Source organism: Bartonella sp. HY761, assembly GCF_026743145.1.
Classification (GTDB): domain Bacteria; phylum Pseudomonadota; class Alphaproteobacteria; order Rhizobiales; family Rhizobiaceae; genus HY038.
Map to the genome: position 1 here is coordinate 2,998,879 of NZ_CP104887.1, position 18,064 is coordinate 3,016,942.

The following is an 18,064-nucleotide window of genomic DNA, read 5'->3' on the forward strand; positions in this document are numbered from 1 at the left end:
AAAAAATAATCGCAAATATAAAAAAGGCAAAACCCTTAATATATTTGCGATTAATAATAAAAAGGTCGGGGCAGATACCCCGACCCTATTGGTTTGGTTAGACAACAATCTGACCATTGGCAAGCAAGGTTGCAAGATCAGTAGTTGTATTGTTGAGTGTCAACAATGCTGTTGATTGGAACGCGCCACCCGTGCCGTCACGATCAACGTATAGGACAGCATTACCACCATCTTGTACCACACGAAGATAATCACCAATATTGTCACCAACATCGATTTTGGCAGTGCCATTTGCGTCAAAATGGGCTGGGCCATCAGCATCGCGAACATAGCCAATCAAGATATCAGTAAGGTCAATACGGTCAGCATTGGCATTGGTTACATAATTGCCAAGCGTGAACTGGTTGACAGTATCCTGCCCGTTACCAGCAGTTGCATCAGCATTATCAATATTTTCATAAAGCAAGGTGGTATGACCCGTACCAGTCAATGTAAAGGTATCATTACCACCACGTCCATTGAGAACATTGTTACCATTACCATCAGTAATTGTATCATTGCCGCTAGTGCCATAGATTGCTTCAATGTTGACGAGACGAGTGGCAAAACCAGTTGCAACGGTTTGATAGTCTGTTGTATTCGCAAGGCTTACATTTATACCTAGAGAACCAACCGCGGCAAAGTCTGCAATATCCAAACCACTATTTTCATTCCAAGTGCGTTCGCCATCACCGACGTTCCAACCGCCACCGCCATTATAGAAACGGGTACCCGCACCAATAAAGAAGGTATCATTGTAACCAGTACCAACAATACCAACACTGGAGCTATAATCAGTTGTATTGTTAACTGCTCCATCAGCTTCAGCTGTTAGAACATAACCATTATAAGGCTCTGTTGCTTTAAGGTTAGTCCAGCTAGAATTTACATTTTCAACTACATTACTACCATCGCCAACAATTGCCTTGCCACCAAAGTCTTGCGAATCTCCATTTTTGTTAAAGCGCATCACCGCGGTATAGGTTTCATTGCGCTCAAGACCATAGAAATGAACAATTGCCGAGCTATCATTCCAACCCGTACCATATTGCGGATTAATAATTTGACTTGATACACGCACACCAGCGGAGTTGTATAGCTCAACTGTGTTACCGTAGAAAGTATTCGAACCATCTGGACGCACAATACGCAAATGCATGGCAGTGCCATAATCTGGCGTATTAGGATTGGTGATAACAATAGAGGCTTCAGTGGTATTAGCACGTGATATGATCAAATCTTGATCACCATCCCAATCATAATCCATTGCAGCAGCACTTGCACCATTAACCGCAGCATCAAGTGCTGTTGAAGTCATGATGGAACCACCAGCCGTAGCAACACCCATATCCTTGATGTTTTTAATATCCCAGACAACTTGGCCACTATCATCAAGCGTACCAGTATTATGGTAATAAAGCGATGTACCGATAGAATATTTGGCTTCAGGAACCTCAACAAGGTCCATTTTACCATCACCATCCCAGTCAATTGCAAGGGTTGATTTACCCATAATACCATCAGCAATGCGTTGCGGATCCTTAAGATTACCGGTACCATCATTATAGAAGATCATACTATCGGTACCAGTTGTATTAGCTACATTGGCAACACCAGCATTTTTGGATTGGCCAATGAATAGATCCATATAACCATCGCCGTTAAAGTCACCCCAAGTCATGGAAATAGTACGTTCAAATGAATCTCCAGCTGGGTTTTCACCACTCGTATTAAAAATCGACTGCCAACTTTGGCTAATTGTCCAATTCGTTCCATTTGATGATGAAGTGCCATTGTTGCGCAGAACCGACATGGTATAAGAATTTTGACTAGTTTTATTACCATGAACGACTACATCAACAGAGCCACTATTGTCTAAATCTACTGCCGACATTTCATGATCAACAATAAAGTAACGCAATTCAGTCGCTAATGTAGATCCCCAGCCCGTTACACCATAACCGTAAACATCCCATTGGCCACTGGTCATATTACCATTGCCTTGGTCCGCTTTATTTTTAAAGAACGTAGCACTATCGGTACCTGAGTCACCAATGACGACATCAAGCCAGCCATCACCATCAAAATCAAGCGAAATTGTACTACCAAAGTGGGTAGCAGTCCCAGTGTTTACCAAAGTTGCCAAAAAGCTGCCATCAGCTTGGCCGACAAACATAGTAGCATTATTACCACCAATATAACTTTGATCAGTTAGGAACATATCCATATAACCATCACGGTTATAATCACCATAAGTGTAAGAACTAAATAACTTTTGAGTACGATAAGCTCCCTGATTAATAGCGTTATCAACTGTATTACCACCAGCAGCAGCAATAATATTATCCCAATTCAATGCCGTAGGATCTTTAAAATCACGGAAATCCTTACCATCGGAAGAATATTCAGCCATATCGGTCATCATTGTCCAGCCACCATTATTACCAAGCCGCAAGGACATGGAATAAGTAGCGTATTTGCCATCTGCACCAACATTTGGCGCCATATTGCTATCGGTTGTATCAATAGCAATTTCAAAAGCATCTGATAGTGAGCCGTTCACACCGGATCGACTTTGCACTGCCGCATAATAGGTGTAGAATGTTCCATCTGACAGTGCTGTTGGCTGCGTAAAGCTCCAAGTCAAGCCTGTCACCGTGGCATAACCAACAAAAACGCTACCGCGGTAAATTGCAATCGCCGCACCTTCATCAAGCTCTTTGGTCAAAGTACCATGCAAAGTTGGTGTCGTATCATCGGTATAACTACCTGATGGTAAACTATCATAAACTTGTGGTGCCTGATCATCGCTAAAATGGGTAATTTTAGTGGTAGCTTCAGGAACCTTATTATCAATAACAACTTGTTGGCTGCTTTCAGTCCCTAGGTTCCCTGCCGCATCGATAACACGAGTTTTAAAGGTGTAAGTACCATCAGCAAGTAAGGTATCTGTATTATCCAGCGTCCAACTATCAGTAGATGCTGCATAGGTAGCATCGCGCCAAGTTGTGCCATTATCTAACGAAATTTGTACGCGTTCATTATCGGATAATGTACCAGTAACCTTGGCAGTAATAATCAAGGTACCATCGCGTGTGACATAATCATTGGTACCATTACCAGTATCTTCAGTGATAGAAGTAATATTCGACAATGCCGTTGGAGCAGCTGTATCGAAAATAATACCAAATTGATTAGAGGTCGCACCTTCATTGCCAGCAGTATCAGTTACAACCGCTTGGAAAGTATATTGGCCATCTTTGAACGCTTGTGCCGCAGTTACCTGATATTCCCAAGTTCCAGCTGATACGACAGCCACACCTAAAACAGTTGTTACACCATTTGCATCAGTTACTTTAATGACAACACGTTCGCCATCGGCAACACCAGCAATCGTTCCTTTAAGCAACGGTTCGGTATCATCGGTATAGCTATTATTGGCCGTAACTTCGCCTTGAATCAAACCAACATCATCAGTAAAGCCAGTAATTGAAACAGAAACACCGTCAATTGGTGCAGTCTTATCAATAGTTACAGTTTGTGAGCCACCTGTGGTGATGTTACCAGCTGCGTCAACAACGCGGCTTTCAATCTTATGATCACCTTCTGACAAGGCATTGGCCTGATTGTCATAACTCCAAGTTTTATCTGTTGCGTTATAAACAGCATCAACCCAAGTACCGCCATCAATACGGATTTGAACCTTTTCACCCGCATTTAAGGTTTCAGACACGCTACCATGAATGATGAGCGTATCATCACTGGTGATATAATCGCTATCGCTAAAGCCCGTATCATCGGTAATACCGGTGATTGAAGATGTAGCGGTTGGCGCGGTTAAATCAAGATTAAGATCAAAGCCAGTTGACGTTTTACCCTCATTGCCTGCCTTATCAGTGACAACAGCTTCAAAAGTGTACTTGCCTTCGGTTACAAATTTCTGTGCTTCTGTAACTTGGTATTCCCAAGTTCCATTGGTCACAGTTGCATTGCCAAGAATGATCTTTGTGCCATCAGGACCGGTAACTTTGATAACAACTTCATCACCCGTCTTGATACCTGTTACAGTACCTTTCAACAATGGTGTTGTATCGTCGGTTGATGTGCCAGATGTGGTCATATCACCTTGGATCAAGCCAACATCATCAAAGAAACCAGAAATGGCAACTTCATAGCCTTCAACTGGGCCAGTCTTATCAATAGTTACAGTTTGTGAGCCACCTGTAGTGATGTTACCAGCTGCGTCAACAACGCGGCTTTCAATCTTATGATCACCTTCTGACAAGGCATTGGCCTGATTGTCATAACTCCAAGTTTTATCTGTTGCGTTATAAACAGCATCAACCCAAGTACCGCCATCAATACGGATTTGAACCTTTTCACCCGCATTTAAGGTTTCAGACACGCTACCATGAATGATAAGTGTATCATCACTGGTGATATAATCGCTATCGCTAAAGCCTGTATCATCGGTAATACCGGTGATGGAAGATGTAGCGGTTGGCGCGGTTAAATCAAGATTAAGATCAAAGCCAGTTGACGTTTTACCCTCATTGCCTGCCTTATCAGTGACAACAGCTTCAAAAGTGTACTTGCCTTCGGTCACAAATTTCTGTGCTTCTGTCACTTGGTATTCCCAAGTTCCATTGATCACAGTTGCATTGCCAAGAATGATCTTTGTGCCATCAGGACCGGTCACCTTGATAACAACTTCATCACCCGTCTTGATACCTGTTACAGTACCTTTCAACAATGGTGTTGTATCGTCGGTTGATGTGCCAGATGTGGTCATATCACCTTGGATCAAGCCAACATCATCAAAGAAACCAGAAATGGCAACTTCATAGCCTTCAACTGGGCCAGTCTTATCAATAGTTACAGTTTGTGAGCCACCTGTAGTGATGTTACCAGCTGCGTCAACAACGCGGCTTTCAATTGTATGGTCACCTTCTGACAAGGCATTGGCCTGATTGTCATAACTCCAAGTTTTATCTGTTGCGTTATAAACAGCATCAACCCAAGTACCGCCATCAATACGGATTTGAACCTTTTCACCCGCATTTAAGGTTTCAGACACGCTACCATGAATGATAAGTGTATCATCACTGGTGATATAATCGCTATCGCTAAAGCCTGTATCATCGGTAATACCGGTGATGGAAGATGTAGCGGTTGGCGCGGTTAAATCAAGATTAAGATCAAAGCCAGTTGAGGTTTTACCCTCATTGCCTGCCTTATCAGTGACAACAGCTTCAAAAGTGTACTTGCCTTCGGTCACAAATTTCTGTGCTTCTGTAACTTGGTATTCCCAAGTTCCATTGGTCACAGTTGCATTGCCAAGAATGATCTTTGTGCCATCAGGACCGGTCACCTTGATAACAACTTCATCACCTGTCTTAATACCTGTTACAGTACCTTTCAACAATGGTGTTGTATCATCAGTTGATGTGCCAGATGTGGTCATATCACCTTGGATCAAGCCAACATCATCAAAGAAACCAGAAATGGCAACTTCATAGCCTTCAACTGGGCCAGTCTTATCAATAGTTACAGTTTGTGAGCCACCTGTGGTGATGTTACCAGCTGCATCAACAACGCGGCTTTCAATTGTATGGTCACCTTCTGACAAGGCATTGGCCTGATTGTCATAACTCCAAGTTTTATCTGTTGCATTATAAACAGCATCAACCCAAGTACCGCCATCAATACGGATTTGAACCTTTTCACCCGCATTTAAGGTTTCAGACACGCTACCATGAATGATAAGTGTATCATCACTGGTGATATAATCGCTATCGCTAAAGCCTGTATCATCGGTAATACCGGTGATTGAAGATGTAGCGGTTGGCGCGGTTAAATCAAGATTAAGATCAAAGCCAGTTGACGTTTTACCCTCATTGCCTGCAATATTGGTAACGACGGCTTCAAAACTATATTGACCCTCAGTTGTAAATGCTTGCGCATCAGTTACCTGATAGCTCCAAGTTCCCTCAGTAACAGTCGCAACACCGAGAATAATTTTTGAACCGCCCGGTAATGTTACCTTGATGACGACCCGATCACCATCTTGAAGACCGGTTACAGTACCCTTCAATAGTGGGGTTGTATCATCGGTTGATGTGCCAGATGTGGTTATATCACCTTGGATCAAGCCAACATCATCAAAGAAACCAGAAATGGCAACTTCATAGCCCGTAATTGGTAAAGACGTATCAATAGTTACCACTTGAGTTGAAGGAGTTGATGGGTTACCTGCTGCATCACGGACAACGGTTTCAATTGTATAACGACCATCAGTTAAGGCGTGGTCTGCATCATTATGATTAACACTATAAGTGCCATCAGCATTTTTAGTAGCTTGGATCCATTGGCCAGCTGTGCCGCCCTCTGGTTTGATGCGCATCCAAACAGTGTCACCCGTTTCCAATGTACCAGTTACCTTAATTGTATAGATCAAGGTTGTATCATTGGTAATAAAGTCGGCTGTATCAAAACCTGTATCATCACTGATCGATTGAAGGGCAGCGGTTGCTGATGGACCTGTTGTATCAACAATAACATCAAACTGCGCACCATCACTAACATTACCAGCCGCATCGGTTGATGTAACGGTAAGATTATGTGTGCCTTCAGCAAGCTCATCAGTTGTAACCGACCATTTGCCATCACTATCAACGGTGGTTGTACCAACAACTGTACCATCCTTATCCTTGATAGTGATGGTTGAACCAACTTCACCTGTACCACTAAAGGTTGGTGTTGTATCATCGGTTGATGAACCAGACGTAATTGGCCCTTGAATAAAGCCAACATCATCGAGAACTTCATTGATAACTGGAGCTGATGGTGCGGTTGCATCAATCTCAAGTGTGAAGCTTACTGTGCCTTTAACACCAGCAGCATTTACGGCTTCAGCACTAAAGCTATATTTACCATCCGCCAAATCAACTGATGGCGTCAAGCTCCATGCACCCGTGCTATCGGCAGTTGTTGTACCAACAACAACCTTCGTACCTGCTGCATTAACATAGCTAACCGTAACTGTTGCATTGGCGCTTGCGCTACCAACCATAACAGGTGTGCGGTCATCTGAGATACCACCACTCTTAACATTGCCTTGGATTGTACCAACATTATCTTCAAAGTGGCTAAAGCTCACAACAACATTGCTGGTATCAACGGTAATATTAAAGGCAGGACTTGCAGCACTTTCATTACCAGCCTTATCGGTAACTGTTACCGTAATTGAATGGCTACCATCGCTAAGACCTGGTGCTGGCGGTGTAAAGCTCCATGAGCCATCGGCGCCAACGCTGGTTGTACCAAGAACGGTATCACCATCCTTAATGGTTACTGTGCCACCGGCTTCTGAACTACCGGCATTACCAGAAAGAACAGGCTGTTTGTCGTCAGTAGTATCATTGGCAGATAACGCACCAGTAACATCACCAACATTATCAGTAATGGTTGGTTGGCTAGGTGTTGCAGGCGCAGTCGTATCAAGAACAACTGGGAAGCCACCGGTCATATTACTTAATTGGCCGGCAGAGTCATTAGCCTGTGCCTTGATCGTATAAGTACCATCACCCTTACTAAAGGCAGGAGTAATCTCAATAGTCCAGCTACCATTGGCATTTACAGTGGTTGTACCACCAACAAAGCTTACGCCATCTGGACCTTCAACATGAATGGTAATGGTTGAGCCAGCTTCGCCGGTACCCTTAACAACAGGTGTTGTATCATCGGTAACGCCGTTCTTTTGAAGGGCTCCTTGGACTGAACCTTCATTATCGCTAACGCTGGTAATGGCAGGATCAGCTGGTGCATCACCAACAAGCGTGAAGTTCCAATCCGTCGTCGCTGGACCTTCATTGCCAGCCTTATCAACAGGACGGGCGGAGAAGATATAATCACCAGGCGTTAATGGTGGATTTGGATCAAAGCTCCAAGAACCATCAGCATTAACACTGGTTGAGCCAATAAGCTTAACAACGCCACTTGCATCCTTATTATAGATATTAATGCTTGATGCATCATTGGCATCAACAGAACCTGCAGCACCACTATAGGTTGGCGTGCGATCATCCGTTGGATCACCACGATTGATCGTTCCTTGAACAGGACCAAAATCATCAACCAAATCCATCTTAGATGTATCAATCGCTGCTGGTGCAGTCGTATCAACATTAAGATCAAAGAGACCAGATTTGGAACCTTCATTGCCAGCCTTATCGGTGACAATAGCTTCAAACTTGTAATCACCCTCACTAAGAGCTTGTGCATCAGTTACCTGATAGCTCCAAGTACCACCGGTAACAGTGGCTGTACCAAGAACCTTGGCAACACCATCAGAGCCAGTTACCTTGATGACGACCCGATCACCATCTTGAAGACCGGTTACAGTACCCTTCAATAGTGGGGTTGTATCGTCGGTTGATGTGCCAGATGTGGTTATATCACCAGTAATTGCACCAACATCATCAAAATAGCCGCTAATCGTAACCGTGCCGCCAGTTGGGCCTTGAGTATCGATTTCGATATTTTGAGTTGATGGAGTTGATGGGTTACCTGCTGCATCGCGGACAACGGTCTCAATTGTATAACGACCATCAGTTAAGGCGTGGTCTGCATCATTATGATTAACACTATAAGTGCCATCAGCATTTTTAGTAGCTTGGATCCATTGGCCAGCTGTGCCGCCCTCTGGTTTGATGCGCATCCAAACAGTGTCACCCGTTTCCAATGTACCAGTTACCTTAATTGTATAGATCAAGGTTGTATCATTGGTAATAAAGTCGGCTGTATCAAAACCTGTATCATCACTGATCGATTGAAGGGCAGCGGTTGCTGATGGACCTGTTGTATCAACAATAACATCAAACTGCGCACCATCACTAACATTACCAGCCGCATCGGTTGATGTAACGGTAAGATTATGTGTGCCTTCAGCAAGCTCATCAGTTGTAACCGACCATTTGCCATCACTATCAACGGTGGTTGTACCAACAACTGTACCATCCTTATCCTTGATAGTGATGGTTGAACCAACTTCACCTGTACCACTAAAGGTTGGTGTTGTATCATCGGTTGATGAACCAGACGTAATTGGCCCTTGAATAAAGCCAACATCATCGAGAACTTCATTGATAACTGGAGCTGATGGTGCGGTTGCATCAATCTCAAGTGTGAAGCTTACTGTGCCTTTAACACCAGCAGCATTTACGGCTTCAGCACTAAAGCTATATTTACCATCCGCCAAATCAACTGATGGCGTCAAGCTCCATGCACCCGTGCTATCGGCAGTTGTTGTACCAACAACAACCTTCGTACCTGCTGCATTAACATAGCTAACCGTAACTGTTGCATTGGCGCTTGCGCTACCAACCATAACAGGTGTGCGGTCATCTGAGATACCACCACTCTTAACATTGCCTTGGATTGTACCAACATTATCTTCAAAGTGGCTAAAGCTCACAACAACATTGCTGGTATCAACGGTAATATTAAAGGCAGGACTTGCAGCACTTTCATTACCAGCCTTATCGGTAACTGTTACCGTAATTGAATGGCTACCATCGCTAAGACCTGGTGCTGGCGGTGTAAAGCTCCATGAGCCATCGGCGCCAACGCTGGTTGTACCAAGAACGGTATCACCATCCTTAATGGTTACTGTGCCACCGGCTTCTGAACTACCGGCATTACCAGAAAGAACAGGCTGTTTGTCGTCAGTAGTATCATTGGCAGATAACGCACCAGTAACATCACCAACATTATCAGTAATGGTTGGTTGGCTAGGTGTTGCAGGCGCAGTCGTATCAAGAACAACTGGGAAGCCACCGGTCATATTACTTAATTGGCCGGCAGAGTCATTAGCCTGTGCCTTGATCGTATAAGTACCATCACCCTTACTAAAGGCAGGAGTAATCTCAATAGTCCAGCTACCATTGGCATTTACAGTGGTTGTACCACCAACAAAGCTTACGCCATCTGGACCTTCAACATGAATGGTAATGGTTGAGCCAGCTTCGCCGGTACCCTTAACAACAGGTGTTGTATCATCGGTAACGCCGTTCTTTTGAAGGGCTCCTTGGACTGAACCTTCATTATCGCTAACGCTGGTAATGGCAGGATCAGCTGGTGCATCACCAACAAGCGTGAAGTTCCAATCCGTCGTCGCTGGACCTTCATTGCCAGCCTTATCAACAGGACGGGCGGAGAAGATATAATCACCAGGCGTTAATGGTGGATTTGGATCAAAGCTCCAAGAACCATCAGCATTAACACTGGTTGAGCCAATAAGCTTAACAACGCCACTTGCATCCTTATTATAGATATTAATGCTTGATGCATCATTGGCATCAACAGAACCTGCAGCACCACTATAGGTTGGCGTGCGATCATCCGTTGGATCACCACGATTGATCGTTCCTTGAACAGGACCAAAATCATCAACCAAATCCATCTTAGATGTATCAATCGCTGCTGGTGCAGTCGTATCAACATTAAGATCAAAGAGACCAGATTTGGAACCTTCATTGCCAGCCTTATCGGTGACAATAGCTTCAAACTTGTAATCACCCTCACTAAGAGCTTGTGCATCAGTTACCTGATAGCTCCAAGTACCACCGGTAACAGTGGCTGTACCAAGAACCTTGGCAACACCATCAGAGCCAGTTACCTTGATGACGACCCGATCACCATCTTGAAGACCGGTTACAGTACCCTTCAATAGTGGGGTTGTATCGTCGGTTGATGTGCCAGATGTGGTTATATCACCAGTAATTGCACCAACATCATCAAAATAGCCGCTAATCGTAACCGTGCCGCCAGTTGGGCCTTGAGTATCGATTTCGATATTTTGAGTTGATGGAGTTGATGGGTTACCTGCTGCATCGCGGACAACGGTCTCAATTGTATAACGACCATCAGTTAAGGCGTGGTCTGCATCATTATGATTAACACTATAAGTGCCATCAGCATTTTTAGTAGCTTGGATCCATTGGCCAGCTGTGCCGCCCTCTGGTTTGATGCGCATCCAAACAGTGTCACCCGTTTCCAATGTACCAGTTACCTTAATTGTATAGATCAAGGTTGTATCATTGGTAATAAAGTCGGCTGTATCAAAACCTGTATCATCACTGATCGATTGAAGGGCAGCGGTTGCTGATGGACCTGTTGTATCAACAATAACATCAAACTGCGCACCATCACTAACATTACCAGCCGCATCGGTTGATGTAACGGTAAGATTATGTGTGCCTTCAGCAAGCTCATCAGTTGTAACCGACCATTTGCCATCACTATCAACGGTGGTTGTACCAACAACTGTACCATCCTTATCCTTGATAGTGATGGTTGAACCAACTTCACCTGTACCACTAAAGGTTGGTGTTGTATCATCGGTTGATGAACCAGACGTAATTGGCCCTTGAATAAAGCCAACATCATCGAGAACTTCATTGATAACTGGAGCTGATGGTGCGGTTGCATCAATCTCAAGTGTGAAGCTTACTGTGCCTTTAACACCAGCAGCATTTACGGCTTCAGCACTAAAGCTATATTTACCATCCGCCAAATCAACTGATGGCGTCAAGCTCCATGCACCCGTGCTATCGGCAGTTGTTGTACCAACAACAACCTTCGTACCTGCTGCATTAACATAGCTAACCGTAACTGTTGCATTGGCGCTTGCGCTACCAACCATAACAGGTGTGCGGTCATCTGAGATACCACCACTCTTAACATTGCCTTGGATTGTGCCAACATTATCTTCAAAGTGGCTAAAGCTCACAACAACATTGCTAGTATCAACGGTAATATTAAAGGCAGGACTTGCAGCACTTTCATTACCAGCCTTATCGGTAACTGTTACCGTAATTGAATGGCTACCATCGCTAAGACCTGGTGCTGGCGGTGTAAAGCTCCATGAGCCATCGGCGCCAACGCTGGTTGTACCAAGAACGGTATCACCATCCTTAATGGTTACTGTGCCACCAGCTTCTGAACTACCAGCATTACCAGAAAGAACAGGCTGTTTGTCATCAGTAGTATCATTGGCAGATAACGCACCAGTAACATCACCAACATTATCAGTAATGGTTGGTTGGCTAGGTGTTGCAGGCGCAGTCGTATCAAGAACAACTGGGAAGCCACCGGTCATATTACTTAATTGACCGGCAGAGTCATTAGCCTGTGCTTTGATCGTATAAGTACCATCACCCTTACTAAAGGCAGGAGTAATCTCAATAGTCCAGCTACCATTGGCATTTACAGTGGTTGTACCACCAACAAAGCTTACGCCATCTGGACCTTCAACATGAATGGTAATGGTTGAGCCAGCTTCGCCGGTACCTTTAACAACAGGTGTTGTATCATCGGTAACGCCGTTCTTTTGAAGGGCTCCTTGGACCGAACCTTCATTATCGCTAACGCTGGTAATGGCAGGATCAGCTGGTGCATCACCAACAAGCGTGAAGTTCCAATCCGTTGTCGCTGGACCTTCATTGCCGGCCTTATCAACAGGACGAGCGGAGAAGATATAATCACCAGGCGTTAATGGCGGATTTGGATCAAAGCTCCAAGAACCATCCGCATTAACACTAGTTGAGCCAATAAGCTTAACAACGCCACTTGCATCCTTATTATAGATATTAATGCTTGAGGCATCATTAGCATCAACAGAACCTGCAGCACCACTATAGGTTGGCGTGCGATCATCCGTTGGATCACCACGATTGATCGTTCCTTGAACAGGACCAAAATCATCAACCAAATCCATCTTAGATGTATCAATCGCTGCCGGTGCAGTCGTATCAACATTAAGATCAAAGAGACCAGATTTAGAACCTTCATTGCCAGCCTTATCGGTGACAATAGCTTCAAACTTGTAATCACCCTCACTAAGAGCTTGTGCATCAGTTACCTGATAGCTCCAAGTACCACCCGTAACTGTGGCTGTACCAAGAACCTTGGCAACACCATCAGAGCCAGTTACCTTGATGACGACCCGATCACCATCTTGAAGACCGGTTACAGTACCCTTCAATAGTGGGGTTGTATCATCGGTTGATGTGCCAGATGTGGTTATATCACCAGTAATTGCACCAACATCATCAAAATAGCCGCTAATCGTAACCGTGCCGCCAGTTGGGCCTTGAGTATCGATTTCGATATTTTGAGTTGAAGGCGTTGATGGGTTACCTGCTGCATCACGGACAACGGTTTCAATTGTATAACGACCATCAGTTAAGGCGTGGTCTGCATCATTATGATTAACACTATAAGTGCCATCAACATTTTTGGTAGCTTGGATCCATTGGCCAGCTGTGCCGCCCTCTGGTTTGATGCGCATCCAAACAGTGTCACCCGTTTCCAATGTACCAGTTACCTTAATTGTATAGATCAAGGTTGTATCATTGGTAATAAAGTCGGCTGTATCAAAACCTGTATCATCACTAATTGATTGAAGGGCAGCGGTTGCTGATGGACCTGTTGTATCAACAATAACATCAAACTGCGCACCATCACTAACATTACCAGCCGCATCGGTTGATGTAACGGTAAGATTATGTGTGCCTTCAGCAAGCTCATCAGTTGTAACCGACCATTTGCCATCACTATCAACGGTGGTTGTACCAACAACTGTACCATCCTTATCCTTGATAGTGATGGTTGAACCAACTTCACCTGTACCACTAAAGGTTGGTGTTGTATCATCGGTCGATGAACCAGACGTAATTGGCCCTTGAATAAAGCCAACATCATCTAGAACTTCATTGATAACTGGAGCTGATGGTGCGGTTGCATCAATCTCAAGTGTGAAGCTAACACTGCCTTTAACACCAGCAGCATTTACGGCTTCAGCACTAAAGCTATATTTACCATCGCTAAGATCAGCTGATGGCGTCAAGCTCCATGCACCCGTGCTATCGGCAGTTGTTGTACCAACAACAACCTTTGTACCTGCTGCATTAACATAGCTAACCGTAACTGTTGCATTGGCGCTTGCGCTACCAACCATAACAGGTGTGCGGTCATCTGAGATACCACCACTCTTAACATTGCCTTGGATTGTGCCAACATTATCTTCAAAGTGGCTAAAGCTCACAACAACATTGCTAGTATCAACGGTAATATTAAAGGCAGGACTTGCAGCACTTTCATTACCAGCCTTATCGGTAACTGTTACCGTAATTGAATGGCTACCATCGCTAAGACCTGGTGCTGGCGGTGTAAAGCTCCATGAGCCATCGGCGCCAACGCTGGTTGTACCAAGAACGGTATCACCATCCTTAATGGTTACTGTGCCACCAGCTTCTGAACTACCAGCATTACCAGAAAGAACAGGCTGTTTGTCATCAGTAGTATCATTGGCAGATAACGCACCAGTAACATCACCAACATTATCAGTAATGGTTGGTTGGCTAGGTGTTGCAGGCGCAGTCGTATCAAGAACAACTGGGAAGCCACCGGTCATATTACTTAATTGACCGGCAGAGTCATTAGCCTGTGCTTTGATCGTATAAGTACCATCACCCTTACTAAAGGCAGGAGTAATCTCAATAGTCCAGCTACCATTGGCATTTACAGTGGTTGTACCACCAACAAAGCTTACGCCATCTGGACCTTCAACATGAATGGTAATGGTTGAGCCAGCTTCGCCGGTACCTTTAACAACAGGTGTTGTATCATCGGTAACGCCGTTCTTTTGAAGGGCTCCTTGGACCGAACCTTCATTATCGCTAACGCTGGTAATGGCAGGATCAGCTGGTGCATCACCAACAAGCGTGAAGTTCCAATCCGTTGTCGCTGGACCTTCATTGCCGGCCTTATCAACAGGACGAGCGGAGAAGATATAATCACCAGGCGTTAATGGCGGATTTGGATCAAAGCTCCAAGAACCATCCGCATTAACACTAGTTGAGCCAATAAGCTTAACAACGCCACTTGCATCCTTATTATAGATATTAATGCTTGAGGCATCATTAGCATCAACAGAACCTGCAGCACCACTATAGGTTGGCGTGCGATCATCCGTTGGATCACCACGATTGATCGTTCCTTGAACAGGACCAAAATCATCAACCAAATCCATCTTAGATGTATCAATCGGATTTGGAATGACTGTATCGACATTAAAATCAAGTGAGCCGCTTGGGGTACTTGTATTACCGGCAGCGTCAGTTGCAGTTACTGTAATTGAATGATTGCCATCGCTTAGGGGATTTTCAGGTTTTAACGTCCACTTACCATCGCTATCAGCAGTAGTTGTGCCAATGACCGTATCACCATCTTTAATTGTGATGGTTGAACCTGGCTCGCCTGTCCCTTTAAACTCAGGTTTCGTTTCATTGGTGCTACTACCAGCAGTAATCGCACCAATGACTGGCTCCGTATTATCGGTCGCAGTTGGCGTTGATGGTGTTGCTGGTGGCGTTGTATCAACGGTAAAATCAATGGGCGCGCTTGGGCTGCTAACATTACCAGCTGTATCGGTTTCAGTAACTGTAACAGAATGACTACCTTCAGTTAAAGGCGCATCAGGCTTAACTGACCAATTACCATCGGTTCCAACCGTTGTCGTTCCAATAACAGTATCACCATCTTTAATGGTAATGGTAGAACCTGGCTCGCCAGTACCTGAGAATTCAGGCTGAGTATCATTTGTGCTGCTACCAGCGGTAACAGGGCCGGTCACAGGCTCTTGATTATCAGTAACACTTGGAGCAGATGGTGTTGCTGGTGGCGTTGTATCAACAGTAAAATCAATCGGCGCACTTGGGCTGCTAGCATTACCAGCCGTATCAGTTTCAGTAACCGTAACAGAATGACTACCTTCAGTTAAAGGTGCATCAGGCTTAACTGACCAATTGCCATCGGTTCCGACCGTTGTCGTCCCGATAACTGTATCACCATCTTTAATGGTAATAGTTGAACCTGGCTCACCTGTACCTGAGAATTCTGGCTGAGTTTCATTGGTGCTGCTGCCAGGCGCGATAGGCCCAACAACAGGCTCGGTATTATCGGTTGCAGTTGGAGCAGATGGCGTTGCTGGTGGCGTTGTATCAACGGTAAAATCAATCGGCGCGCTTGGGCTGCTAACATTACCAGCTGTATCGGTTTCAGTAACTGTAACAGAATGACTACCTTCAGTTAAAGGCGCATCAGGCTTAACTGACCAATTGCCATCGGTTCCAACCGTTGTCGTTCCAATAACAGTATCACCATCTTTAATGGTAATGGTAGAGCCAGGCTCACCTGTACCTGAGAATTCTGGCTGAGTTTCATTGGTGCTGCTGCCAGGCGCGATAGGCCCAACAACGGGCTCAGTATTATCGGTCGCCGTTGGAACAGATGGTGTTGCGGGTGCAGTCGTATCGACAGTAAAATCAATCGGCGCACTTGGGCTGCTAGCATTACCAGCCGTATCTGTTTCAGTAACTGTAACAGAATGACTACCTTCAGTTAAAGGTGCATCAGGCTTAACTGACCAATTGCCATCAGTACCGACCGTTGTCGTCCCGATAACAGTATCGCCATCTTTAATGGTAATAGTTGAACCAGGCTCACCAGTACCTGAGAATTCTGGCTGAGTTTCATTGGTGCTGCTGCCAGGCAAAATTGGACCAACATATGGCTCGGTATTATCGGTTGCAGTTGGAGCAGATGGCGTTGTTGGCGCAGTCGTATCAACAGTAAAATCAATCGGCGCGCTTGGTTGGCTCACATTACCAGCCGTATCGGTTTCAGTAACCGTAATCGAATGATTACCTTCAGGAAGCGCAGCATCAGGCTTAACTGACCAATTGCCATCAGTACCGACCGTTGTCGTCCCAATAACAGTATCGCCATCTTTAATGGTAATAGTTGAGCCAGGCTCACCAGTACCTGAGAATTCTGGCTGAGTTTCATTGGTACTACTTCCAGGGAGAATAGGACCAACATGCGGTTCGGTATTATCCATAACCAAAGGTGTAGTTGGCGTTGACGGCGCTAAAGTATCCACTGAAAAAACGAAGGGATCGCTATGTGCACTTTCATTACCAGCACCGTCAGAGGCTGTATAAGTAATTGAATGAGCACCATCGGCAAGATCCACCTCAGGCTCCCAGCTCCAATGACCATCACTTGCAGCCACTGTCGAACCAATAAGCTGCCCATTATCATAAAACTTAATAACAGTTCCAGGCATTGCAGTACCGGAAAAAGTCGGACGAGGATCATTCGTACTGGTTCCGGCAACTATTGGACCAACAATAGACTCAACCTTATCATAAACATTATCAAGAGATGGAACACTAGGCGGCGCCGTATCAACAACAGGCGGTGTATAGTTATAATCAGAACTACTTGAAAAAGCTATCGCAGCAGCAATACCGCCCGCACCAAGCAAACCAATCAATATGCTTGTAGCATCAACATCATTTAAATTATGATAGATAACATCTGGATCATTAATACCATCTTGACCAGACAAAGCTTTACTAAAATCAACTAGCAGAAGCGTTCCACCGTCACTCAATAATAAATTATTAAAGTCTAACCCATTTACAAAAAAATTCTTAATAACAAGCTTTTGACCATCTTTAAACTCGATAACCAAATCACCGCCTTCGCGCGCATAATTTGCTATATCACCCTTTGGCGCATCAATATAAAAATTACTAGCACTTTCTGGCGCATCTACAACACCCGATTTACTTGTGACTTTTAAATTGGCATGACCATTCAAATTAGACTTACTAACCACTATTCGATCCCCGCATACTTAATGTAATACTAATATAAAAATATGCTGTTATAGTACAGGCAGATACAAATATATGTCAATAAACTAAATCAATTAATTGATAATATTTTATATAATACAGATAAGAAGATACCAATATAGATGATAAATATCAAGGATATCCGGCTTAAACAGCGCCAATTATATTATAAATTAGAAAATTATAATATAATAAAGCCAACTGATTTTAATGATTTCTATTTTCTCCAAAAATTGTATTGAAAAATAAAGAAGTAT

Annotated in this window: 1 protein-coding gene; it reads right to left on the reverse strand. The window is 44.3% G+C overall.

Annotated features, from left to right (window positions below; all coding sequences use genetic code 11):
• Window positions 1-97: 97 nt before the first annotated feature.
• Window positions 98-17,788: an Ig-like domain-containing protein gene (locus N6A79_RS13015; RefSeq protein WP_268546268.1), complete on the reverse strand. Its 17,691-nt coding sequence runs from the start codon at window positions 17,786-17,788 to the stop codon at window positions 98-100.
• Between the last annotated feature and the right edge of the window lie 276 nt (window positions 17,789-18,064).